The following is a 23620-nucleotide window of genomic DNA, read 5'->3' as shown; positions in this document are numbered from 1 at the left end:
GGACTAACTTTTTTTCTACCGACCTGCAGGACTCCGTCGATGGCCAGGACCCTTCCCATCGCCCTGGCCCTGCTGGCCCTGACCGCAGCGCCGCCGGTCACGCGGGCAGCCCCGCCACCCATGCCGCCGGCCCTGCCGGAGCTGGAGGCTCCGCGTCGCAGCCGGCCCGCGCCAGCGCGGCTGGCCCCCGCGGCGGAGATCGGTGGCACCCGGCTGGCCCTCAACGGCCGCAGCCAGCAGGCCGCCTGGCGCTGGGGGGGGCAGGACCCACGTCAGCCGCAGGCGCTGTGGCTGCCCCTGGAGGTGCTGGAAGGCCAGCTGGGCTTCAGCAGCCGGTCGAGCCCCGACGGCGGGCTGGCGCTGGAATGGTTCGGCCGGGAGTTGGTGGTGCCCCCCGGCCAGCAGCGCTCGCTGGCGGATGAGGTGGCCATCGACGTGGCGACGATCCTGCGGGACGTGGGCGTGGCGGTGGAGCGCCGCGGCGACCTGCTGGATCTGCGCCTGCCGGCGCCCCGTCTGCTCCAGGTCCGCAGCTCGGAGCAAGCCGGCGTCCGGCGGGTGGTGCTCGACTTGGACGGGCCCGCCTTGGTGCGCAGCAGCGACGGCGGCGTCCAGCTGGCCCTGCTCAGCCGGTCTGACCAGCTGGCCCAGCTCACCGCCCGGGGCCTGCGCAGCGGGGCCAACGGGGCGGAACTGAACCTGAGCCTCCCGGGCGGAACCGCCCCCCTGCGGCTGTTTACCCTGGGGGAACCGGCCCGGGTGGTCATCGACCTGCCCCTGAGCGGCACCGCCACCGGCACAGCGCCAGCGGCGCCAACGGCTCCTGCACCGATCGATCCCCGGTTGCTGGCGCTGCTGGGGCCCCAGCTGCGCTGGGACCAGCAGGTGCGGGCCGTGGGGGGCACCAGGGTCCTGGTCAATGCCGTCAGGGTCGATCCCCGCAGCGGGCCACTGGAACTGCGGACCCTCAGCCGCCCGGACGGCATGGCGGGCCTGAGCTCCCTGGCGGCCCTGGCCCAGCGCCAGGACGCCCTGGTGGCAATCAATGGCGGCTTCTTCAACCGGGTGCGCCGCCTTCCGCTCGGCGCCCTGCGGGAGCAGGGCCGCTGGCTGTCCGGGCCGATCCTCAACCGGGGCGCGATGGGCTGGGATCCGCGCAGCCTGCCGCGCTTCGGGCGCCTGCAGCTGGACGAATGGATCGGCGATGACCGTGGCCAGCGCTGGCCGCTGCTGACCGTGAACAGCGGCTACGCCCAACGGGGACTGAGCCGCTACACCGCCGAGTGGGGCCGGTTTTACCAGGCCCTGACCGGCTCGGAGACGGGCGTGATGCTGAGTGGCGGCCGCGTGCAGCGGCGGATCGGCAGCCAGGAGCTGGCGGCTGGAGTGCCGCTGCGGCCGGAGGACACCCTCGTGGTGGCCCGCGGCGGGGCCGTCCTGCCCTGGAGCGAAGGGACGTCGTTGCGCCTCGGGAGCCGCCCCAGCGACCCGTTGGGCAATGCCAACGCCGTGATGGGAGGCGGACCGTTGCTGCTCCAGAACGGCCGCATCGTGCTCAACGGCAGCGCCGAAGGGTTTGGCGCCGCCTTCCTGCGCCAGGGGGCCCCCCGCACGGTGGTGGGCAGCGATGGCACCCTCCTGTGGCTGGTGACCCTGGAGAGCGCCGGTGGCGGCGCCGGACCCACCCTCTCCGAGACCGCCTGGCTGCTGCAGCAGCTGGGACTGGTGGACGCCCTCAACCTCGACGGCGGCAGTTCCACGGGCCTGGTGATGGGCGGCAGCCACCGGGTCAAGGGCCGGGGGGTGGCCGGCTCTGTTCACAACGGACTGGGACTGGTGCCGGTCGGGGACGGCGCGGCGGCCAGCGGTCTGACCCCCACCAGCCAACGGCTGGCAGACTGAGCTGATTCGCCTCTCCATCGTGCCCCGGGGCCATAGCCTTCGCCTCACCGCCGCCGCCGCCGCCGAGCTGTGCCGGCAGGCGGCCGTGGCCGGTACCCCGGGGCTGATGCACCTGGAGCTTCTGGAGGGCGCCTGCGAAGCCTGGGCGATCCGGCTGCGTCCGGGTCACCTGGCCGGCACCCCCGTGGCCAGGGCCGACGGCATCACCCTCTATTCCCCCGCTAAGCAGTTGCCCCTGCTGCAAGGTCTGCAGCTCGACTACCGGGGCGACCTCAGCGGCGGGGGCTTTTTGGTGCGTCCTGGGCCGGGCGTGCGCAGCTGCGCCTGCGGGTCCGCCTTCAGCCGCGAAACCTGAGGGGGACGGCGACGAAGTAACGTGTCGGATTGACGAAACGGCCGGACAACCGGCCAATCCACTCAGACGTCCACACCGAGCAGCACCCCGGCCCTCGATGCCCACTATTCAGCAGCTGATCCGCACCGAGCGGCAGCGTCTCACCCGCAAGACGAAGTCGCCCGCCCTGCGCGCCTGCCCCGAGCGGCGTGGCGTCTGCACCCGGGTGTACACCTCCACCCCGAAGAAGCCCAACTCGGCTCTGCGCAAGGTGGCCCGTGTGCGCCTGACCTCCGGGTTTGAGGTGACGGCCTACATCCCAGGCATCGGCCACAACCTTCAGGAGCACTCGGTGGTTCTGATCCGCGGCGGCCGCGTCAAGGATCTGCCCGGTGTCCGCTATCACATCATCCGTGGCACCCTCGACACCTCCGGTGTCAAGGATCGGCGGCAGTCCCGCTCCAAGTACGGCGCCAAGACACCGAAGGCCTGAGCCTTCGCTTCCCCGGCACTTCGCGGCCGGACCAGCCCTCTCCCGCTTTTTCTCCCTCCGTTCCATGTCCCGCCGCAACGCCGCCGAGAAACGCCCGGTTCTCCCGGATCCTCAATTCAACAGCCGCCTGGCCTCGATGATCGTGGCCCGGCTGATGAAGCACGGCAAGAAGTCCACGGCCCAGCGCATCCTTTCCGATGCCTTCACCCTGATCAACGAGCGCACCGGCTCCGATCCGCTCGACCTGTTCGAAACGGCGGTCCGCAACGCCACTCCCCTTGTGGAAGTGCGGGCCCGGCGGGTCGGTGGCGCCACCTACCAGGTGCCGATGGAAGTGCGGCAGGAGCGGGGTACCGCCATGGCATTGCGCTGGTTGGTCAACTTCTCCCGGGCCCGCAACGGCCGCAGCATGGCCCAGAAACTGGCCGGTGAGCTGATGGACGCGGCCAACGAAGCCGGCAGTGCCGTCCGCAAGCGGGAGGAGACCCACAAGATGGCCGAAGCCAACAAGGCCTTCGCCCATTACCGCTACTAAGCCGCCCCAAGGGGCCGGATCCCTGGGCTGATCCTGTTCCCGCAGATCGAACCAACCCCGATCTGTAAAATTACGCCCGCTTTTTGTCGACCCACCCCCGGAGAACTTTCCCGTGGCCCGCGCCTACCCCCTGGAACGCGTCAGAAATATCGGTATTGCCGCTCACATTGACGCGGGCAAGACCACCACGACCGAACGGATTCTGTTCTATTCCGGCGTGGTTCACAAGATGGGCGAAGTGCACGATGGCGCCGCCGTCACCGACTGGATGGAGCAGGAGCGAGAGCGTGGGATCACCATCACCGCTGCCGCCATCTCCACCAGTTGGAAAGACAACCGGATCAACATCATCGACACGCCCGGCCACGTCGATTTCACGATCGAGGTGGAGCGCTCGATGCGGGTGCTCGACGGAGTCGTCGCGGTGTTCTGCGCCGTGGGTGGCGTGCAGCCCCAGTCGGAAACCGTCTGGCGCCAGGCCGATCGCTACAGCGTGCCCCGGATCGTCTTCGTCAACAAGATGGATCGCACCGGTGCCAACTTCCTGAAGGTCTACGATCAGATCAAGGATCGCCTCAAGGCCAACGCCGTTCCCATCCAGCTGCCGATCGGAGCGGAGGGTGATCTGAAGGGCATCATCGACCTGGTGCGCAACAAGGCGATCATCTATACCAATGATCTCGGCACCGACATCCTCGAAGAGGAGATTCCCGCCGACATGCAGGACGAGGCCGCGGAGTGGCGTCAGAAGCTGATGGAATCGGTGGCCGAGACCGATGAAGAGCTGATTGAAGCCTTCCTCGAGAACGGTGAACTCACCCAGGAGCAACTGATGCGTGGCATTCGCCTCGGGGTGCTGCAACACGGCATGGTGCCGATCCTCTGCGGCTCCGCCTTCAAGAACAAGGGCGTCCAGCTGGTGCTTGATGCGGTGGTCGACTACCTGCCTGCCCCCGTCGATGTGCCGCCGATCCATGGCCTGCTGGCCGACGGCAGCGAAGCCACCCGCGCCTGCGACGACAGCGCCCCCTTCAGTGCCCTGGCCTTCAAGGTCATGGCCGACCCCTACGGCAAGCTCACCTTCATCCGCATGTACAGCGGCGTGCTGCAGAAGGGCAGCTACGTGCTCAACTCCACCAAGGACAAGAAGGAGCGCATCTCCCGCCTGATCCTGCTCAAGGCCGATGAGCGCGAGGAGGTCGACGAGCTGCGTGCCGGTGACCTGGGTGCCGTTCTCGGCCTCAAGGACACCACCACGGGCGACACCCTCTGCGTCGACTCCGATCCGATCATCCTGGAATCCCTGTTCATCCCCGAACCGGTGATCTCCGTGGCCGTGGAGCCCAAGACCAAGGGCGACATGGAGAAACTCGGCAAGGCCCTTCAGTCCCTCTCTGAGGAAGACCCCACCTTCCGGGTCTCCACCGATCCGGAAACCAACCAGACCGTGATCGCTGGCATGGGCGAACTGCACCTGGAGATCCTGGTCGACCGCATGCTGCGGGAGTTCAAGGTGGAGGCCAACATCGGCGCCCCCCAGGTGTCCTACCGGGAAACCATCCGCGGCAGTGCCAAGGGTGAGGGCAAATTCGCCCGCCAGACAGGCGGCAAGGGCCAGTACGGCCACGTGGTGATCGAAATGCAGCCCGGCGAGCCGGGTTCAGGGTTCGAATTCGTCAACAAGATCGTTGGCGGCATCGTTCCCAAGGAGTACATCGGTCCGGCGGAAGCCGGCATGAAGGAAACCTGCCAGTCCGGTGTGATTGCCGGTTTCCCCATGATCGATGTCCGGGTCACCATGGTGGACGGCTCCTATCACGACGTCGACTCTTCGGAGATGGCGTTCAAGATCGCCGGTTCCTTGGCCTTCAAAGATGGCGTCAAGAAGTGCAATCCCGTACTGCTTGAGCCGATGATGAAGGTTGAGGTCGAGGTCCCCGAGGATTATCTCGGTTCGGTCATCGGGGACCTTTCCTCCCGCCGCGGTCAGGTCGAAGGACAGTCCGTCGACAACGGACAGTCCAAAGTCCAGTCCAAAGTGCCTCTGGCCGAAATGTTCGGCTACGCCACCCAGCTCCGATCCATGACCCAGGGTCGGGGTATCTTCTCGATGGAGTTCAGCCATTACGAGGAAGTTCCTCGCAATGTGGCGGAAGCCATCATCTCCAAGAATCAGGGCAATTCCTGATCTTTCTTTCCATCCAACCCACCCCCCCCGATTCTTTCCTTCCATGGCACGCGAGAAGTTCGAGAGGAACAAGCCTCACGTCAACATCGGCACCATCGGTCACGTTGACCACGGCAAGACCACCCTCACCGCCGCCATCACCAACGTGCTGGCGTCCCAAGGCATGGCCAAGGCCCAGGCCTACGACGAGATCGATGGCGCCCCTGAGGAGAAGGAGCGGGGGATCACGATCAACACGGCCCACGTCGAGTACGAGACCACCAAGCGTCACTACGCCCACGTCGACTGCCCGGGCCACGCCGACTACGTCAAGAACATGATCACCGGTGCCGCCCAGATGGACGGCGCCATCCTGGTGGTGGCTGCCACCGATGGCCCGATGGCCCAGACCAAGGAGCACATCCTGCTGGCCAAGCAGGTGGGCGTGCCCGCGCTGGTGGTGTTCCTCAACAAGAAGGACATGGTCGACGACGAGGAGATCCTCGAACTCGTCGAACTGGAGATGCGTGAACTGCTCAGCAGCTACGACTTCCCTGGCGACGACATCCCCGTGATCGCCGGTTCGGCCCTCAAGGCCCTCGAGTACATCCAGGCCGGCAAGAAGGCCGTGCGTGGCGAAGACGAGTGGGTCGACAAGATCCTCGACCTGATGGATGCGGTCGACGAGGCCATCCCCGAGCCCGAGCGTGAGATCGACAAGCCCTTCCTGATGGCCGTCGAAGACGTCTTCTCGATCACCGGTCGCGGCACCGTCGCCACTGGCCGAATCGAGCGCGGCAAGGTGAAGGTGGGCGAAACCGTCCAGATCGTGGGCATCCGCGACACACGGGAAACCACCGTCACCGGTGTGGAGATGTTCCGCAAGCTGCTCGACGAGGGCATGGCCGGCGACAACGTCGGTCTGCTGCTGCGCGGTGTGCAGAAAGAAGACATCGAACGCGGCATGGTGCTGGTGAAGCCCAACTCCATCAAGCCCCACACCAAATTCGAAGGTGAGGTTTACGTGCTCAAGAAGGAAGAGGGTGGCCGTCACACCCCCTTCTTCGCCGGCTACCGCCCGCAGTTTTACATCCGCACCACCGATGTGACCGGCCAGATCACCGCCTTCACCGCCGACGACGGCACCAACGTGGAGATGGTGATGCCCGGCGACCGCATCAAAATGAGCGCCGAGCTGATCTGCCCGGTCGCCATCGAGCAGGGCATGCGCTTCGCCATCCGCGAAGGCGGCCGCACCATCGGTGCCGGCGTGGTGTCCAAGATCGTTCTGTGAGGCTGAACTAGCCTTCTGGGGGGAGCATCACCCAGGTGATGCTCCCTCTTTCGGAACCTCCGGTTCCCTGTGCACCTCGACAATCCGTTTCAGCGGCGCTGCCGCCGCCCTTCGCCCGCGCTTCCCTTCCGATGACCGCCTCCATTCCCCAGCAGAAGATCCGCATCCGCCTGAAGGCCTTCGATCGCCGCATGCTGGATCTCTCCTGCGAAAAAATCATCGAAACCGCCGATCACACCGCTGCCACGGCGATCGGTCCGATCCCCCTGCCCACCAAGCGCAAGATCTACTGCGTGCTGCGCTCGCCCCACGTCGACAAGGATTCCCGTGAGCACTTCGAGACCCGCACCCACCGCCGGATCATCGACATCTACAGCCCGAGCGCCAAGACCATCGACGCGCTGATGAAGCTCGACCTGCCGAGTGGCGTCGATATCGAAGTCAAACTCTGATGGCGATGGGGCCATCCGGCCTTCGCCGGGCAGGTCTGTCTTTCTAGGATCGATCAACACCTGAGCTGCTCTGGTTGATCCTTCCCTTCCCGACCTCCGATCGCCCCTCTCCCCCTGCCGCCAGCGGCAACATCCGCGCGTGACTGATCTGGCCGTCAGGGAGTTGCCCCTGTTCCCCCTGCCTGATGTGGTGCTCTTCCCCCAGGAGGTGTTGCCGCTCCACATCTTCGAGCCGCGTTACCGCATGATGCTGCAGACGGCGATGTCGGAGGATCGACGTTTCGGCGTCGTGCGCTGGGACCCCCAGAGCAAACGCATGGCGGAAGTGGGATGCTGCGCCGAAATCCTCCACTGCCAGGTGCAGGACGACGACCGCAGCAACATCGTGACCATGGGCCAGCAACGCTTCCGGGTCCTCGACATCGTGCGTGATACGCCCTTTCGGGTGGGCATGGTCAGCTGGATCGAGGACACCGTGAGCGAAAGCCACGAGGAGCTCGAAACCCTCACCAGCGACGTCACCCGGGCCTTGAGGGACGTCGTTGATCTCACCGGCAAGCTGATCGGCAAGCCCTCGTCCCTGCCCGCCGATCTGCCCGATCTGCCACGGGAGCTGTCCTTCTGGATCGGCGCCCATCTCGGCGGCCCGGTGGCCGATCACCAGCAGGCCCTGCTGGAGATCACCGACACCGGCGAGCGCCTGCGGCAGGAATACGAGTTGCTCGACCAGACCCGGCGGCAGCTGGCGGCGCGCACCGTCCTCAAGGACACCTTTTCCAGCCTCGGCGGCGGCGACGGCGAGACCTGAACCATGGCGAGTCTGCTTTCGGGCGGCATGCTGCTGCCCCTCCTCGTCGCGGGGGGCCTCCTTGTCGCCGTCCTGGTGGCCCTGCTCTGGCAACGCCGGTCGCGGGCTTATCTCTCCACGGCCAGCGTGGCTGCCGCCTATGACCGCTGGACAGACGACCGTCTGCTGGAGCGGCTCTGGGGCGAGCATGTGCACCTGGGCCACTACGGCGATCCCCCCGGATCACGGGATTTCCGGGCGGCCAAGGCCGCCTTCGTCCACGAACTGGTCCGCTGGAGCGGCCTCGACCGTCTGCCCCCCGGCAGCCGGGTGCTCGATGTGGGCTGTGGCATCGGCGGCAGCGCCCGGATCCTCGCCCGCGACTACGGCTTCGAAGTGCTGGGCATCAGCATCAGTCCGGCCCAGATTGCCCGGGCCCGAGACCTCACCCCAGCCGAGCTGCCCGGCTGCCGCTTCGCCGTGATGGATGCCCTGGATCTGGATCTCCCCGACGGGGGCCCAGACGGGGGCTTCGACGCGGTCTGGAGTGTGGAGGCTGGCCCCCACATGCCCGACAAACAGCGCTATGCCGATGAGATGCTGCGTGTGCTTCGGCCTGGCGGCTGCCTGGCGGTGGCCGACTGGAACCGCCGCGACCCGGCCGTCGCCCCGATGAACCGCCTCGAGCGTTGGGTGATGCGCCAGTTGCTCGACCAGTGGGCCCACCCGGAGTTCGCCAGCATCCTTTCCCTGAAAAGAAACCTGGAGACCAGCCCCTGGAACCGCGGCTTGCCGATCAGCACCGCTGACTGGACCGCGGCCACCCTGCCCTCCTGGGTGGATTCGATCGTTGAGGGGGTGCGCCGCCCAGGGGCGGTGCTGGGTCTGGGTCCCCGGGCCGTGGTTCAGGGCCTGCGGGAAACGCCGACGCTGCTGTTGATGCACTGGGCCTTCCGCACCGGCCTGATGCAGTTCGGGGTCTTCCGCGGGCCATGGCCTACAAGCCATCGCTCCCAAGGTCAGCGGCGTTGATCCCCGCTCCAGCCCTCAGAGCCCCTTGTCCTCGGCGGCGAGGTTGGTGAGGGGGTAGGCACCGAAGAGGGCCAGATGCTCGCAGAGGGGGGTGAGATCGGCGATGGCCCCGTCCAGAGGGGCCGCTCCCTCGGCAAGCTCGAGATCGACGAAAAAAATGTATTCGCCCATTTCCCGCTTGGAGGGTCGCGACTCGATACGGCTCATGTTCAACCCCTGCCGGGCGAAACAGCCCAGCGACTCCAGCAGGGCACCGGGGCGGTTGGAATGGAGCGAGAAGGCCAGGCTGGCGTAGGGACCGCGGTGGGAGCGTTCCCCCCGCCGCAGCAGCAGAAAACGGGTGCAGTTTCCGGGCACATCGTTGATCGGGTAAGCCAGCACCTCCAGGCCATGCTCGGCGGCCGCCTCCAACGAGGCGATGGCGCCACGGAAGCGGCTGCCCCGCACCAGCCGGGCCGCCTCGGCGGTGGAGCTGGTAGGCAGCTGCAGGGCCTCGGGCAGCTGTTCCCCCAGCCACAGGCTGCACTGGGCCAGGGCCTGGGGGTGGGAGAGCACCTCACTGATCGCCTCCAGCGGGCCACTGCCCACCAGGGCATGGCGGATCGGAAGCACCAGGGCCCGAGCCACCGCCAGGTCCGGGTGCTCCCAAAGGGCATCGAGACAGCTCGTGACACCCCCCTCGACGGAGTTCTCCACCGGCACCACCGCCAGCTCGCAATCAGCGTCGGCCAGGGCCCGGATCACGGCGCGGATGCCCTGCTGGGGCACGAACTCCACCCCCTCCAGGCCCTCCAGGGCCGCCAGTCGCTGCGCCGCCTGCTCGCCGTAGGTGCCGACGGGACCGAGGAAGGCAAGACGCATGGCGGTGGGGCGGTCAGGGGTGATCGGTAGGATCATGGCCTGCCGGCCCGCAGGCCATGTCTCTGGCCTTCAGCGCCAGCCAGCAACTCGATCTTCCGGTGCTCAGCGAAGCCGATCGCCTGCCCGCCTATCTGGACGACGAGGAGCGGGTGGTTCACGCCCTGCTCGATCCCCGCCAGCTCGAACCCCTCGGCCCTGGCCGCTACCGCTACACGGTGAGCCAGGTGAAGGTGTTCCAGCTGAAGATCCAGCCGGTGGTGGAGCTGCAGGTCGCACATCGTGACGGCCGGCTGGAGCTGGAGGCTCTCGACTGCCAGCTGGAGGGGCTGGGACTGGTGGAGGATTTCCGCCTCGGCCTCTGCTCCTGGCTCGCCGCGGCCGACGGCGGCCTGACCGGCGAAGCCAGCCTCTCGGTGACGGTGAGCCGTCCCGCCCTGCTGCAACTGATCCCCCCCAAGGTGCTGGAGGCCACCGGCCGCTCCGTGCTCGGCAGCATCCTGCTGGGCATCAGCACCCGGGTGAGTCAGCAGCTGCTGGGGGACTTCCAGCGCTGGTGCCGATCGAGCTGAGAAAGCTGCGGCGGTGCAGGGGGGTGGGCCCCAGCCGCAGGATCGCTTCACGGTGCTGGGGCGTCCCATAGCCGGCGTGGCGCTCCAGTCCGTAGCCGGGGTAGCGCAGCGCCAGGCGACCCAGCAGGGCATCCCGTTCCTGCTTGGCCAGCACGCTGGCGGCGGCGATCGCCGCACAACGGCCATCGCCGCCCACCAGGGTGGTCTGGGGCCCGGGCCACAGCCTCAGGGGTAGCACCCCGTCCACCAGCAGCAGCAGGGGCGGCCTGGACAACCGTTGCAGCGCCCGCAGCATCGCCCATTCGGTGGCCAGGCGCAGACCCCAGCGGTCGATTTCACTGGCGCTCGCCTGCCCCAGGGCCCAGTCCAGGGCGTGCTGCCGCAGCAGGGGAACAAGGGCCTGCCGGCGCCTGGCGGTGAGCTTCTTGCTGTCGTTGAGGCCCGCTGCCACCAAGGGCGCGAGGGCTGCCGCCGGCAGCACCACGGCGGCGGCAAACACCGGCCCAAACAGGCTGCCACGGCCAACCTCATCCACCCCGGCACAGGAGGAGGGGTCTTGGCCTCCCCAGACTGGGGCGTCGGATTGCCCAAGGACCTCGGATCGCCCGAGGGCCTCCGGGCCGCACCGATCAGCCCGAGGCAGAGGAACGGCGCCGGCGTCGGCGCGGTTCGCCGGCGTCACTGGAGCCGGCCTCCGCCGCAGACCCAGCAGCGGCAGCCGCCACCGGGACCGGCGCGGCCACCGGCGTGGACCTGCTGGAGGAGCGGCGGCTGGGCAGGGCCACGCTGACGAGCTCGGCAGCAGCAGAGACAGCCTCGACTTCGAACGGGGCCGGTGTGATCTCCAGGATGGGAATCCTCTCGTGGTGATCAGAGACCTCGGTGGATTCGGAGGCGTCGAAGGCTTCGGTGCCGTCAGGGGCTTCGAAGATGTCGGCAGCCTCGGTGGCTTCGGCCGAACCATTGCGCCCCTCGCCGTTCCTGCCGCGGCGACGGCGGCGGGTGCCGCTGGCCGCCAGCTGCTGGCGGGCTTCCTCGATGACGGTCTCCGGATCGGCGTCGGGGCGAACGACGCGCACCAGCAGGCTTTCCCCGGTGGGGATCGGATCCAGCAACAGCGCGGGGCTCAGGCCCATCCAGCCGTAGACCAGCTCCTGTTCCGCATCCATCGGCACCGCCAGCACCTCCGGCTCCTGGCGGCGCTGGGGCGGATCGGTGGAGGGGGTGGGCTCCTGGGAGGCAGGCACGAGGGCGGCGCCGTTGCCGCCGCCCTCGGCGAACCCACTCGCCAGAGGGGCCTCGGACTCGCTACCCCGGCCACCACGACCACCGCGCCGCCGCCGGCCGCTGCCGCCGGTCTCCGCACCCCCGTTGGCAGGGCTGGCCACTTCGGCCCGGGCTGAGGCGGCCGAGCGCACCAGGCCGGAGACCGTGGCCAGGGGCTGGAGGGTGTCCTTGCCGGGGAGCACGGCGACATGGCCCAGGCCCCCACAGCTGGGGCAGGCCCGACCGAACAGCTCATAGATGTTCTGACCCTGGCGTTTGCGGGTCAGCTCCACCAGGCCGAGTTCGGTGAGCTGGGCGATCTGGGGACGGGCCGTGTCGTCCCGGGAGGCCTGGGTGAAGTGCTCCAGCAGCTGCAGCTGGTCGCGCCGGGACTCCATGTCGATGAAGTCGATGATCACGACGCCGCCGATGTTGCGCAGCTTCAGCTGGCGGGCGATCTCCACCGCCGCCTCGCAATTGGTCCACAGCACCGTCTCGCGGGCGTTGGCCGAGCGGGTGAACGATCCGGAGTTGACGTCGATGACCGTCAGAGCCTCGGTGGGCTCGATGATCACGTAGCCGCCGGAGGGAAGATCCACCCGGGGCTTGAGGGCATCGCGGATGGCCGCATTGACCCGGTAGTGCTCGAGGATCTCGGTGGATTCGCCGTGGTGCTCCACCAGCAGATTGGCCTGATCGGAGCCGAGGAAGGCATTGACCCGCGCCACCGCATCGGGGCTGTCGACCACCACCCGCAGCACATCGGGGCTGTAGAGGTCACGCAGCACCCGGTGGATGAAATCCTCGTCGCGGTTGAGCAGCACCGGCGGCGACGCCGTCTCGGCCGCCTGCTGAATCGACTCCCACTGGCGCAACAGACCCTCGAGGTCGTCGATCAGCATGTCTTCGCTGACATCCTCGGCCTCGGTGCGGATCAGCAGACCGGCACCGGGGGGCTTGATCAGCACACCGAGGGCCCGAAGCCGGTTGCGTTCGTTTTCGCCGTTGATGCGGCGGGAGATGTTGACCCCCTGGCCATGGGGCTGCAGCACCAGGAAGCGGCCCGGCAGGGAGAGGTTGCCCGTGAGGCGCGGCCCCTTGGTACCCGTGGGCTCCTTCATCACCTGGACGAGCACCTTCTGCCTGGGCTCGAGCAGCTCGGTGATGCCGGCGCCGCCCTTCTTCAGACGCAGGGGTCCAAGGTCGGTGATGTGGATGAAGCCGTTCTTCTCGCTTTCTCCGATGTTGACGAAGGCGGCATCGATCCCGGGCAACACGTTTTCAACGGTTCCGAGATAGACGTCGCCAATCTGGTAGCGACCCTGGGCGACGATCAGTTCATCGACGCGTTCCTCGTTGAGCACTGCGGCGATCCGCAACTGCTCAGCGATGACGATCTGCTGGGGCATAGAAGAAATGGTGGGCTCTGTGGAGCCCTGCCGGAGGGCAGGTGGAGGGAAGGAATCGGGCGCCGACCTTGGCGGTCGCGCAGCCACTGAAGAGGGACAGACCAGACTTCGAAAACAATGGAGCCGGCTGTTTGCCTGGTACAGACCCTTGGTGTCAGGGGCTTGGGGGGAGCAAAGACGTCGTCGGGCCGGCAGCGTGGCGGAAGGGTTGTCTTCCCTTCCCGATGCGAAGCAACGAAGACCGAACCAAGCAGTGTTGACTGTGATCGCGCTTACGCCGAGCAGCTTCTAGAAAGCGTCTCTGTTGCAGAAGCGTCTGGGCGGAGGAGGAAGAAGGGAAAAATCCCCGCTATTCCTTTCTCCGTCTAAGGCGAACTTAGCATGCGTCCAGCCCCAGCCAACGGCGCTGGACCGCCCCCAGCACGAGGCGCCGGCCGAGGGACTCGCCCAGCCAGTGGCGCAGATGTTCGGGCCGCAGGCTGCGGCCCTGGGGATCCACGGCGGCCTCAAGATCCAGCACCTGCTCCGCCACCTCCGGACTCCGGACCTCCAGCGGCGCCGGGCGGAGGTCGAGCAGGTAGGGGCGGCAGTCGCGCTGGCGGGGTCGGCCCTTCTTGTCCTGGTCCTGCCAGGGCAGGGTGGTGGCGTCCAGCAACGCGACAATGGCGGCTGACCACTGGGACGGTGCCGGAGCCGGCTGATCCGGCGCCGGCAGCAGGGTGATCCGCCAGTGGGCGGTGCGGATCTGCTGAGCCAGGCCTGGGGTCGCCAGGGGCACCGCCTGCACCGAGAGCAACGTCAGTTCGGGGCTGAGTTCCGCCTGGAGGCGCTGGCGGGCCGTCTCCGGATCGACCGGGGCGGCGAAGTCGAGATCGAGCCACTCGCCCAGGCCCTCCACCCCCAGGGGCAGGGGCAGCGCCACCTGCAGCCGCGGCAGGGGGTGGAATCCGCCCGTGAAACTCACCGGCAGGCCGCTGCGCCGCAGGGCGCGCTCCAGCAGCCGCAGGGTGTCCAGATGGCTGATCAGGGCCAGGGAGCCGGTTTTGGCGAAGCCGAAGCGCAGCCGGCAGACGCGCTCGCTGGCGGGCGCCCGCGGCGGGATCGGCGGCGGTACCGGGGGGGGCGGGATCACCACGTTGTGGCCCAGCTCGGGGCCGCAGACACCGCAGCTGCTGCAACCGTCGAAGGAGCAATCCGGCACCACGGCGGCCGCCAGGGCCCGGCGGAGGTCCTCGGCCAGCCAGGCCTTGTCGACGCCGGAATCGATGTGGTCCCAGGGCAGGGGCTGGCGGCAGAAGGCCTCGAGGTCGCCAGTGGCAAAGGCCTCCGCCGCACTCCAGCCGCCCATCTCCAGGGCCCGGTAGGAGCCCCCCAGGCCGGCGGCCTCGATCGCGCCGGTCCAGGCGGCATGGGTGCGATCGGCGGATTCGAACCAGGCGTCCAGCCCCGCCCCAGCCCGCCAGGCCGCCGCGATCACCGGCGCCAGCCGCCGGTCCCCACGACCCACGAAGTCCTCCACCGCCGACAGGCGCACGTCGGTGAAGTTCGTCTTGAGGCCCCGCAGGGGCCGCAGGGCGTCACGCAGCAACTGCTGCCGGCGGCGGAATTCCGCCGTCGACACGCTGTGCCACTGGAACGGCGTGTGGGGCTTGGGGGTGAAATTGCTGATCGTGATGTTGAGCTGCAACCGGCCCAGATCCCGGCACTGCTGCTGCAACGCCCGGCAGGTGTCGACGATGCCGAGCACATCGGCGTCGGTCTCGCCCGGCAGACCGATCATGAAATAGAGCTTCACCCGGCTGTAGCCGTTCTGCATGGCGGTGCGGAGGCCGCGCAGCAGTTCCGCATCGGTGAGTCCCTTGTTGACGATGTCCCGCAGGCGCTGGGTGCCGGCCTCGGGGGCGAAGGTGAGCCCGGCCCGGCGGGTGCCGCCGAGGATGTGGGCGATGGAATCGTCGAAGCGGTCGACCCGCTGGCTGGGCAAGGTGAGGCTGACGTTGTGCTCCGCCAGCCGGTTGCGCAGCTCCACCCCCACCGCCGGCAGGGACAGGTAATCACTGCAGCTGAGCGACAGCAACGAGAAGTCGCTGTAACCGGTGCGCCGCATGCCCTCCTCCACCGCCTCGATCACCGCCTCGGGCTCCACATCCCGGGCCGGGCGCGTCAGCATCCCCGGCTGGCAGAAGCGGCAACCGCGGGTGCAGCCGCGGCGGATCTCCACGGTGAGCCGGTCGTGGACCGTTTCGATGTGGGGAACCAGGCCCATGGCGTAGTGGGGCATGGGGGTGGCGGTGCGCCGCTGGATCCGGGGGGCCAGGCCAGGCTCGAGCGGCAGCAGGCTGACGCCATCGGGCCCCGGCGCGTACAGGGCCGGCACGTAGACCCCCGGCAGCTCGGCCAGATCCCGCAGCAGGGCCCGGCGGCCCAGGCCGGCGGCCCTGCCCTCGGCCACCACCAGACCGATCTCGGGCAGCAGCTCCTCCCCATCCCCCAGGGCCAGGAAATCGAAGAACGGCGCGAAGGGCTCGGGGTTGCCGGTGGCGGTGGGCCCGCCGGCGAAGATCAGCGGCGCTGCCGCCGGATCGTCCAGGGGTAGGTCGCCCCGGTCGGCGGCCAGGATCGGGATGCCGGCCAGATCCAGCATCTCCAGAATGTTGGTGCCACCCAGTTCGTAGCTGAGGCTGAAGCCGAGGATGTCGAAGGCCGCCAGGGGCCGGTGGCTTTCCACCGCGAACAGGGGCGCGCCCCGCTGCCGCAGCCGGGCCGCCAGATCGGGCGCCGGCAGGTAAGCCCGGTCGCAGAGCTGGCCGGGGACGGCATTGAGGATGGAATAGAGCAGCACGTGGCCGAGGTTGCTGGCGCCGACCTCATAGACCTCCGGATAGGTGAGGGCCCAGCGCACCCGGGCCGCCGACCAGTCCCGGGGCTCCACCCCCCGCTCGTTGCCCAGATAGCGGGCCGGGCGGGAGATGGTGCTGTCCACCAGCGCGGCGAAGTCGATCGGCGCAACGGTCAAGGCCAGGGACTGCAGGCTGGAAACCGATGGTAGGCAGGCCGCACCTCGCCATAGGAAGATGCCGCCGGGCCCAGCCGCTCCGCCTTCCGCTTCCCTCCCATGGTTCAGGTCAACGACAGCTATCTCAAGCTCAAGGCGGGCTATCTGTTTCCCGAGATCGCCCGCCGCGTCAAGGCCTTCAGCGAGGCCCATCCCGAGGCTGCCGTGATCCGCCTCGGCATCGGCGACGTCACCGAACCCCTGCCGGCGGCCTGCCGCGAGGCGATGAAGCAGGCCATCGAGGCCATGGGCACCCGGGAGGGCTTCCATGGCTATGGCCCTGAGCAGGGCTACGCCTGGCTGCGGGAGGCCATCGCCCGCCACGACTTCCAGTCCCGCGGCTGCGACGTGAAGGCCGAGGAGATCTTCGTCTCCGACGGCTCCAAGTGCGACAGCAGCAACATCCTCGACATCCTTGGGGCCGGCAACCGCATCGCCGTCACCGACCCGGTTTACCCGGTGTACGTCGACAGCAACGTGATGGCAGGCCGCACCGGCGAGGCTGGCGATGGCGGCCGTTACGGGGGCCTCACCTACCTGCCGATCACCGCGGCCAACGGGTTCATCGCCCCGCTGCCAGAGCAGCCGGTGGATCTGATCTACCTCTGCTTCCCCAACAACCCCACCGGTGCGGTCGCCACCCGGGAGCAGCTCAAGCAATGGGTGGACTACGCCCTGGCCCACGACGCCCTGATTCTGTTTGACGCCGCCTATGAGGCGTTCATCACCGATCCCGACCTGCCCCACTCCATCTACGAGATCGAAGGGGCGCGACGCTGCGCGATCGAGTTCCGCTCCTTCTCCAAGAACGCCGGCTTCACCGGCACCCGCTGCGCCTTCACCGTGGTGCCCCGGGGGCTCACCGGCCGATCGGCGGCCGGTGAGCCGGTGGAGCTGTGGGGGCTCTGGAACCGGCGCCAGAGCACCAAGTTCAACGGGGTGAGCTACATCGTGCAGCGGGGGGCCGAGGCGGTGTACTCCCCGGCAGGCCAGGAGCAGGTGCGGGCCCTGGTGAGCTTCTACATGGAGAACGCGGCCATCATCCGCCGCGAACTGGCGGCCGCCGGGCTGCAGGTCTACGGCGGCCAGCAGGCCCCCTACGTGTGGATCAAGACCCCCGAGGGACTGGATTCCTGGGGCTTCTTCGACCACCTGCTCGGCCAGGCCCATGTGGTGGGCACCCCCGGCAGCGGTTTCGGGGCCGCCGGGGAAGGCTATTTCCGCCTGTCGGCGTTCAACTCCCGCGCCAACGTCGACGAGGCGATGCGCCGGATCCGGGCTCTTTAGAGTTGGCCCTTATCAGGACCGGAGCGGCCATGCCCATGACCATCCCGGCGGCGACCGAAACCCCGACCCGATCGCCGGGGGGTGCCGCCGTGATCGAGAAGGCGCCGGAGCGGGTGCGCAAGACCTCGCCCCGCTACAAGGTGCTGCTTCACAACGATCCAGTGAACAGCATGGAATACGTGGTGAACACCCTGCGCCAGGTGGTGCCGTCCCTGAGCGAGCAGGATGCCATCGCCGTGATGCTGGAGGCCCACAACACCGGCGTGGGACTGGTGATCGTCTGCGATCTTGAGCCAGCCGAGTTCTACAGCGAAACCCTTAAGGCCAAGGGCCTCACCAGCACGATCGAACCGGAGAGCTGAGTGGCTGCCTCCCCGGAGATTCCGCAAGCCCGGCGCAGCCCCCGCTGGATCGGAACCCTCCTTTACGTGCCCGGGCTCTACGGCCTGGGCTGGCTTCTGGTGCGCCCCCTTGGCGGCATCGCCCCGGCCTTGCGCCCCGATCAGGTGAACCTGGCCGGGGCGGTTGTGTCCCTGCTGCTGCTGGTCCTCACGTTGCCGCTGCGGTTGGGACGGGCCTGGGGGGAAACTCAGCCCTGGCGCGCTCTGGGAGTGATGGCCCCACCGCTGGCGATCCTGGGGGCCTTCGGGCGAGGGCTGCTGAAGGCCCTGGTGCTGCTGGCCCTGGTGGTGGGAGCCCTGCTGGCCGGCGGAAGCGCCCGCTGGATCGGCCCGGCCGCCCTGGATGGGGGCGAGAGGCTCAATGCCCTGGCCCTGGTGGTGGGGGTGGGCTTCGCCGAGGAACTGGTGTTCCGCGGCTGGCTGTGGGGCGAGCTCCAGCAACTGGTGGCGCCCCGGGCTGCGCTGCTGCTGCAGGCGGCCATCTTCGCCTTGGTGCACCCCTGGAGCCGAGACGGCGGGCTGGGGGCGGTGGGGCTGCTGGGTGGCCTGATCCTGCTGGGACTGAACCTGGCCCTGCTGCGCCGGGACGATCAAGGGGTGCTCTGGGGAGCGATCGGCCTCCACGGCGGGTTGGTGGGGGGGTGGTTCGCCCTGCAGGCGGGCCTCCTGGAGGTGCTGCCGGGAGCCTCCCCCTGGCTGGCGGGGCCTGGGGAGGGTGCCAATCCCAATCCCATCGGAGGGCTGGTGGGCTGGCTGGGGCTAGGGGCGCTGCTGCTGGTGCGGCGGTGGTGGAGCGGCTGACGCTCAGAACACCACGAAATCAGCGGCCACCGGGGAGATTGAGGTGCCGGTGAGTTTGGCGAACTCCATGTAGTCGGAGAGGCTGGCCGAACCACCCTCACGGAAGTAGAGCGACCCGCCGCTGAACACCACAGCCAAGCCCGCCGCGGCAGTGGTTCCGAAATCACCGCCTGCCAGAGCCCCCTGGCTCAGTCCGGTGAACACGGAGTCATCCAGCCAGATCTTGTCGGCCCCCGAGGCCTTGAAATCGGTGATGGTGTCCACGTTGGTGGGGCCGAGGGGCGTGGTGAAGGCGAACACATCGGGCCCCCCATTCCCCATGAGCGTGTCGTTGCCCAGGCCACCCGTGATGAAGTCCGCGCGGCGGGGGCTCGAGGTGCCATTGAGGGAATCGTTGCCCACGCCTCCCACCAGGAAACGCTGGAAGCTCTGGAAGGCACCGGTCGCAGGATTCCACACCTCGTTGGGACCGAAGCTGAGCTGCTGGGTTCCGGTGACGCCGGTGCCTCCGCTGGCACCGGTGGCCGCCTGGGTGATCAGGCTGGTGAAGGGAACGACATCCTTGAAGGTGTTGCCGGTGGCCGAGATGGTCCGGAGGTTGTAAAGGGTCTGCCCGGCGTCGATCACCACACCGAGGCCGAAGCTGGTGAAGCCACCTTCGAAACTGTTCCCCGCAACCGTGACGGTCTTACGGTTCACGTTCATCAGGTCCAGATGGGTGCCATTGAGGAACTGATTTTCCGTGATCTGACCGCTGCTGTTGGAGAAGATCTGGCCGCGCTGCTTACGCTGATGCTCCGCATCGAACACGTTGCGGGCCACCGTGAAGCCGGTGCTGTCGAAGAAGGTGATCGAGTTTCCGTAACCGCCCTCATAGAACGTGGAATCCTGCACCGTCATGGCGCTTCCCTGGGCGAAGAGAAAGGCCGAGCCACCGGAGGAGAGGGCGGTGGTGGTTCCTGCCACGTAGGTCTGCTGGCCGCCGAAGTTCTGATCCACCGTCACGGTGTCCAGCATCAGATTGCTGGCGCCCGTCAGATCGGAGTAGGCACCGTTGGCCCCGCTGTTGCCGCGGTGGGTACCCGTGAAGGTCAGGTTGATCAGGCTCAGGCCCGTGACCGGCAGGGTGGCACCGGTGACCACGCCACCGCTGACGATCTTGTTGCCGGCCTGGAGGATGTACTCGCTGGTACCGGTGAAGTTGAAAGCGAGGGTGAGATCGCGGATCGTCCAGTTCGTGGGGATGCCGAATCCGGCATCCTTGGCGGAGGCATAGATGCGCTCGAGGTTGGTGATCGTGGTGGCAGCCGGTGCACCAGCAAGGGTGAGACCCGTGATGCCGCTCCGGGAAGACTGGAATCGGGCCAGTCCTGGGATGAAGAAGTTGCCGCTGCCGGCACCGTAGTTCTTGATGTCGTAGGAACCCGCAGCCAGACTGATGGTGTTGCCGCCGACGGCGGCGTTGATGGCAGCCCGTAACGTGGGGAATGTCGTGGCGCCGATGCTGATAGCCATAGGAGAGATCTCTGGAAAACCGGTGAAGGTACGGGTCAGGGCAAGACCGAAAACAACCCAACTCTACCTGAATTTTCGAGGGGAGACCGCTTAGTGAATCAGCGGGGAATCCAGGTGAACCAGAACCCTGCTGAGCCTCCCGGACCGGCCCTGCCCTCAGCGCACCGCCGTCGCCAGTGCCCGCAGCGCCGGCAACACCGCCTTCGCTGACACCGTGGCCTCCCTCGAGTACGCCGTCGACCATCTCCAACTGGGGTGTCCCTGGGGCTGGTGGTGGGCCACAGAGGCTGCGGGGCCGACCGCCGCGATCTCCAGCGCTCCGCTGACGCCGCTGCTCAGCGATCTGGTGGCTCCGATCCGCGCCAACCTGGAGCCCGGTCACGACCTGGACCGGGCGATCCGCCACAACGCCCGGTCCAAGTCGCCCAGTTGAGCTATGAAAGCCAACGGATCGGCCAGGCAGTGCGGATGGGCCCGCTGACGATCCGCTCCGGGGCCTACGACATCGCCAGCGGCCGGGCGACGCTGCTGGAGGCCTGATGCTGGGGCGGGTTTCTGCGGAGGCACGCCCCAGGCACCTCGCGGAGGCAGCGCGGCGGCATGTCGTCACGGCGACAGGCGCAGCCCTGCCAACACTGGATCCCAGGAGACGATCGTCGCCGGGAGGGAAGCGCCGGGCGAAAAACGGCAACGGCGAGCACTAAGCAATGAACGAAAAGAGCATGTTGATGTGCACGGTGCACTCGAGCCTGCCGCCCTTGCTGCAGACAAAATCAACCACATCCCTGTCCCTGTCTCGATCTCCTTCGATCAGCATGTAGGAGATTGGAATCTGCCAGTCATGGGACTTCAGCACCTCCAGCTCATGACCCTCCACATCCAAGGACAGCAAGCCGAAGGCAGAGATGCCCGATTGCTGAATAATGGAAGCCAGGGATCGCGTCGGCAGGGCGACCGTCTGAAGATCGGTGCTGATCTGGCCGGCAAGCCAGTCATTCTCAGCCGTGGATTCATCCATCCACTGCCGCTGGTGAAATTGCCTCTGCGTGCTTTTCACAGCTGAGACACACTGAAGATCAGGGTTGGAAAAGTAGCGGAACTCCTCCTGCCCACCCTCCGTACCGACCAGGCTGTTCACCAGCACATTGCCGGGCCTGTTCAGCACCAGCTTCTCGAAGGCGCTGGGGATGGGCTCGATCAAGATCCCAGACCACCCGTACTCATCTTGAAGGGTTTTGGTGTTGGAATACCTGACGCCATCAAGCGCACCCAGCTCTATGTAGAAATTGGGAATGCCCTCCTTACAGAGGTAATGATCAATCAAAAACTTATCTTCACCAAACTGAGAGAAGAACATGCTGGTCTCTATCATTTCTGGCTGCTCAAGACTAGCTGCCCCAGCCAACTACCTGGCGCAGCCCAACGACTGATCGATCAGGACTTGACCGATCCGGACCTCACCGTTCCAGCGAATCCCGACCCTGCACCGCTGCCTCCACAGAGGCAGACCACGGCCGCTCAGCGCACCGCCGTCGCCAGTGCCCGCCGGCCTTGCACCGGTGCCCGCAGCGCCTCCTCCAAAGGGGCCACGCCGTACTCCCGCTCCAGCAGGGCCATGACGGTGCGGCCGAAGTCAGCCGGGTTGCGCTCGAAGGCCTCCAGACAGATCTGGCCGAACACCCGGCCCATCGGCTCGGGGTTCCAGAGCAGCTTGCGGGCCGTCCAGGGCATCAGGCTCATCGGGTCGTAGCCGGGCTTGAGCATCCCCTGATCGAAGGCGTACTGCTCCAGGTGTGTGTGGGGCTGGAGCCCGATGAAGAAGATGGCCGGCTCCACCTTGTCGGCGCCGAAGATGCGCTCCAGTTCCCGGTGGTAGGCGATCGTCTGGCGGATGGTCTCGGGCCGTTCATCGATCACGTTGAACGAGTAGTTGACGGAGACATGCTCGTGGAAGCCGGCCGCCGCCAGCAGGCGGCAGTTCTCCAGCACCGTGCGCAGGTTGTAGCCCATGCGCATCTTGCGAACGAGCTCCTGGGATCCTGAGGTGATGCCGATCTCGAAATAGCTCATGCCCGTGGCCACCATCAGATCGGCCAGCTCGACGTCCAGGTTGTCGGCACGGATGTAGGCGGCCCAGCGGATATCCCTGAGGCCTTCGGCCTGAATGGCCCGCAGCAGCTGCTTGGCATCGTCGATGTAGCGCCTGGCCGGGATGAACTGCGCATCGGTGAACCAGAAGCCACGCACCCCACGGTCGTACAGCTGGCGCATCTCCCGCACCACCTCCTCGACGGGGTTGACGCGCACGGCCTTGCCTTCCACCACGGTGTAGACGCAATAGCAGCAGTTGTGGGGGCAGCCGCGCTTGGTCTGGACGCCGACGTAGAAGTCGCCGCCATCGAGATACCAGTTCAACTGGGGCCAGATCGAGGCGATGTAGGCATAGTTGCAGGCGGTTTTCTCCAGACCCGCCGGTTGTTCATGAATCAGGCCCGGACGGGGGGCTTCCCCCACCACGTAGCAGCGCTCCGCCTGCAGCGACTGGCCGCGGATCAGCTTCTCCAGTAGTCCTTCCCCCTCCCCCACCGACACCACGGAACCGGTGGGCAGGCCGCGTCCCAGCTGCTCGTAGAACACACTCACCGCCCCGCCGCCGATCACCACCCGGGCCCCGGGGGTGTGCCGGCAGGCGCGCCGCAGGCCCCGGCGCACCAGCCTCAGGTTGCGCCACAGCTCGCCGTAATAGGAGCCCATCAGCCGCAGGCCACCGAGCGCCCCGCGCAGGCGCTTGAGCGGATTGGAGGAATAGAACACCTCGAAGGAGTTCTGCAGCGGATTGCCTCCCCGGCCATCGACCGGGGCATAGATCTGGATGTCCCGCCAGGAGAACACCAGCAGGCTGGGCCGGAACTCGTCCACCATCTCCAGCAGCACCCGCTGCACATCGAGCAGGGGCACCGCCGCCAGATCCAGGATCCGCTGGGGCAGGGCGGGAAAGCACTTGTGCAGGTGATCGGCCAGGTAGATGGGGCCAATCGGAAAGATCGGATTGCAGGGCAGCCGAACCAGCAGCACCCGTTGATCGCTCACGGCTCGCGCGGCTCGATGGGTTGGTTGGACGCTAACAAGACCGTCCGGGCCGCCGGTGACCCGGCCCCGACCGACCGCGGCCGACAGGGCCGGGGAGAGCAGCGGGGCGAACCAAAGCTTTTCTTCATGAAGGCGCCGCTCACCCTCCGCAACACTCTGTTACAGTCCCCGCAGGTGGGATTCCGCCTCTACCTCCTTCATCGGATCGGCGTTACGCGCTGGCCGTTGTCACCTTTTCTCGCACTCATGACCGCCACTCTCCAGCAGCGCTCCGGCGCTTCGGTGTGGAACCAGTTCTGTGAGTGGGTCACCTCCACCAACAACCGTCTGTACGTCGGTTGGTTCGGTGTGCTGATGATCCCCACCCTGC

At 67.4% G+C, this 23620-nt stretch carries 21 protein-coding genes and 1 pseudogene; 15 read left to right on the top strand and 7 right to left on the bottom strand.

Going from position 1 to position 23620, the window contains the following annotated elements; all coding sequences use genetic code 11:
* The first annotated feature begins 39 nt into the window (after window positions 1–39).
* From KBZ33_RS06865 to KBZ33_RS06825, 9 genes are all read left to right on the top strand, one after another.
* Entirely contained in the window at window positions 40–1902 is a 1863-nt protein-coding gene (locus KBZ33_RS06865) for a phosphodiester glycosidase family protein (RefSeq protein ID WP_254951673.1), read from the top strand.
* A gap of 19 nt (window positions 1903–1921) precedes the next feature.
* On the top strand, window positions 1922–2257 hold the full coding sequence (locus KBZ33_RS06860) for an AIR synthase (protein WP_254951671.1): 336 nt from the start codon (window positions 1922–1924) through the stop codon (window positions 2255–2257).
* A gap of 97 nt (window positions 2258–2354) precedes the next feature.
* A complete protein-coding gene (gene rpsL / locus KBZ33_RS06855) occupies window positions 2355–2729 on the top strand; it encodes a 30S ribosomal protein S12 (RefSeq protein WP_015109448.1) in 375 nt (124 codons plus the stop codon).
* 64 nt (window positions 2730–2793) lie between these two features.
* The gene (rpsG, locus tag KBZ33_RS06850; protein ID WP_254951669.1) at window positions 2794–3264 is read left to right on the top strand and encodes a 30S ribosomal protein S7; all 471 of its coding nucleotides are present in this window, start codon (window positions 2794–2796) and stop codon (window positions 3262–3264) included.
* A 112-nt stretch (window positions 3265–3376) separates the two neighbouring features.
* The gene (gene fusA, locus KBZ33_RS06845; RefSeq protein WP_254951667.1) at window positions 3377–5452 is read left to right on the top strand and encodes an elongation factor G; all 2076 of its coding nucleotides are present in this window, start codon (window positions 3377–3379) and stop codon (window positions 5450–5452) included.
* Between the two features lie 43 nt (window positions 5453–5495).
* Window positions 5496–6725, top strand: a complete 1230-nt coding sequence (gene tuf / locus KBZ33_RS06840) for an elongation factor Tu (RefSeq protein WP_254951666.1) — start codon at window positions 5496–5498, stop codon at window positions 6723–6725.
* 131 nt (window positions 6726–6856) lie between these two features.
* Window positions 6857–7177 (top strand): 30S ribosomal protein S10, encoded by a 321-nt coding sequence (rpsJ, locus tag KBZ33_RS06835; RefSeq protein ID WP_254951665.1) that lies wholly within the window; start codon window positions 6857–6859, stop codon window positions 7175–7177.
* A 139-nt stretch (window positions 7178–7316) separates the two neighbouring features.
* A complete protein-coding gene (locus tag KBZ33_RS06830) occupies window positions 7317–7985 on the top strand; it encodes an LON peptidase substrate-binding domain-containing protein (RefSeq protein WP_254951664.1) in 669 nt (222 codons plus the stop codon).
* Between the two features lie 27 nt (window positions 7986–8012).
* Window positions 8013–8996 (top strand): methyltransferase domain-containing protein, encoded by a 984-nt coding sequence (locus tag KBZ33_RS06825; protein WP_254951844.1) that lies wholly within the window; start codon window positions 8013–8015, stop codon window positions 8994–8996.
* Window positions 8997–9011: 15 nt separating this feature from the next.
* On the opposite strand, the gene pheA is transcribed toward KBZ33_RS06825, so the two are convergent.
* Complete coding sequence (pheA, locus tag KBZ33_RS06820) at window positions 9012–9857, bottom strand: prephenate dehydratase (RefSeq protein WP_254951662.1); 846 nt, start codon at window positions 9855–9857, stop codon at window positions 9012–9014.
* A 56-nt stretch (window positions 9858–9913) separates the two neighbouring features.
* Between pheA and KBZ33_RS06815 the strand changes: the two genes are divergently transcribed.
* Window positions 9914–10426, top strand: a complete 513-nt coding sequence (locus KBZ33_RS06815; RefSeq protein ID WP_254951660.1) for a DUF1997 domain-containing protein — start codon at window positions 9914–9916, stop codon at window positions 10424–10426.
* Here KBZ33_RS06815 and KBZ33_RS06810 read toward each other — a convergent pair.
* From KBZ33_RS06810 to KBZ33_RS06800, 3 genes are all read right to left on the bottom strand, one after another.
* Window positions 10365–10961 carry a ribonuclease HII gene (locus KBZ33_RS06810; RefSeq protein ID WP_254951659.1) on the bottom strand — a complete coding sequence of 199 codons (597 nt, stop codon included), beginning with the start codon at window positions 10959–10961 and terminating at the stop codon, window positions 10365–10367. The genes KBZ33_RS06815 and KBZ33_RS06810 overlap by 62 nt on opposite strands.
* 94 nt (window positions 10962–11055) lie before the next feature.
* Complete coding sequence (locus tag KBZ33_RS06805) at window positions 11056–13101, bottom strand: Rne/Rng family ribonuclease (RefSeq protein WP_254951657.1); 2046 nt, start codon at window positions 13099–13101, stop codon at window positions 11056–11058.
* A gap of 376 nt (window positions 13102–13477) precedes the next feature.
* Window positions 13478–16117, bottom strand: coding sequence for a TIGR03960 family B12-binding radical SAM protein (locus tag KBZ33_RS06800; protein ID WP_396108102.1), 2640 nt, complete (start codon window positions 16115–16117; stop codon window positions 13478–13480).
* A 99-nt stretch (window positions 16118–16216) separates the two neighbouring features.
* Between KBZ33_RS06800 and KBZ33_RS06795 the strand changes: the two genes are divergently transcribed.
* The 3 genes from KBZ33_RS06795 to KBZ33_RS06785 are packed head-to-tail and all read left to right on the top strand — an operon-like array spanning window position 16217 to window position 18645.
* The gene (locus KBZ33_RS06795; RefSeq protein ID WP_254951655.1) at window positions 16217–17443 is read left to right on the top strand and encodes an LL-diaminopimelate aminotransferase; all 1227 of its coding nucleotides are present in this window, start codon (window positions 16217–16219) and stop codon (window positions 17441–17443) included.
* A gap of 29 nt (window positions 17444–17472) precedes the next feature.
* A complete protein-coding gene (gene clpS, locus KBZ33_RS06790; RefSeq protein WP_254951654.1) occupies window positions 17473–17805 on the top strand; it encodes an ATP-dependent Clp protease adapter ClpS in 333 nt (110 codons plus the stop codon).
* Window positions 17806–18645, top strand: a complete 840-nt coding sequence (locus KBZ33_RS06785) for a CPBP family intramembrane glutamic endopeptidase (protein ID WP_254951652.1) — start codon at window positions 17806–17808, stop codon at window positions 18643–18645. It begins immediately after the preceding gene.
* 3 nt (window positions 18646–18648) lie between these two features.
* Here the strand turns inward: KBZ33_RS06785 and KBZ33_RS06780 are convergent, their stop codons facing one another.
* The gene (locus KBZ33_RS06780) at window positions 18649–20160 is read right to left on the bottom strand and encodes a hypothetical protein (RefSeq protein WP_254951650.1); all 1512 of its coding nucleotides are present in this window, start codon (window positions 20158–20160) and stop codon (window positions 18649–18651) included.
* Window positions 20161–20374: 214 nt separating this feature from the next.
* Here KBZ33_RS06780 and KBZ33_RS06775 point away from each other — a divergent pair, with 214 nt between their 5' ends.
* Window positions 20375–20593, top strand: coding sequence for a hypothetical protein (locus tag KBZ33_RS06775; protein WP_254951649.1), 219 nt, complete (start codon window positions 20375–20377; stop codon window positions 20591–20593).
* A 267-nt stretch (window positions 20594–20860) separates the two neighbouring features.
* On the opposite strand, the gene KBZ33_RS06770 is transcribed toward KBZ33_RS06775, so the two are convergent.
* Both KBZ33_RS06770 and KBZ33_RS06765 read right to left on the bottom strand, forming a co-directional pair.
* On the bottom strand, window positions 20861–21532 hold the full coding sequence (locus KBZ33_RS06770) for an FkbM family methyltransferase (RefSeq protein WP_255011607.1): 672 nt from the start codon (window positions 21530–21532) through the stop codon (window positions 20861–20863).
* Between the two features lie 146 nt (window positions 21533–21678).
* Window positions 21679–23250: a photosystem II high light acclimation radical SAM protein gene (locus KBZ33_RS06765; RefSeq protein WP_254951645.1), complete on the bottom strand. Its 1572-nt coding sequence runs from the start codon at window positions 23248–23250 to the stop codon at window positions 21679–21681.
* Between the two features lie 246 nt (window positions 23251–23496).
* Here KBZ33_RS06765 and KBZ33_RS06760 point away from each other — a divergent pair.
* Window positions 23497–23620, top strand: a pseudogene (locus KBZ33_RS06760) (photosystem II q(b) protein); the annotation flags it as partial.

The sequence above is a fragment of the Cyanobium sp. Cruz-8D1 genome, assembly GCF_024345975.1.
In the GTDB taxonomy this organism is placed as follows: Bacteria; Cyanobacteriota; Cyanobacteriia; order PCC-6307; family Cyanobiaceae; genus Cyanobium.
Note: the sequence above shows the minus strand (reverse complement) of the source record. Positions and strands in the feature narration are given on the sequence as shown.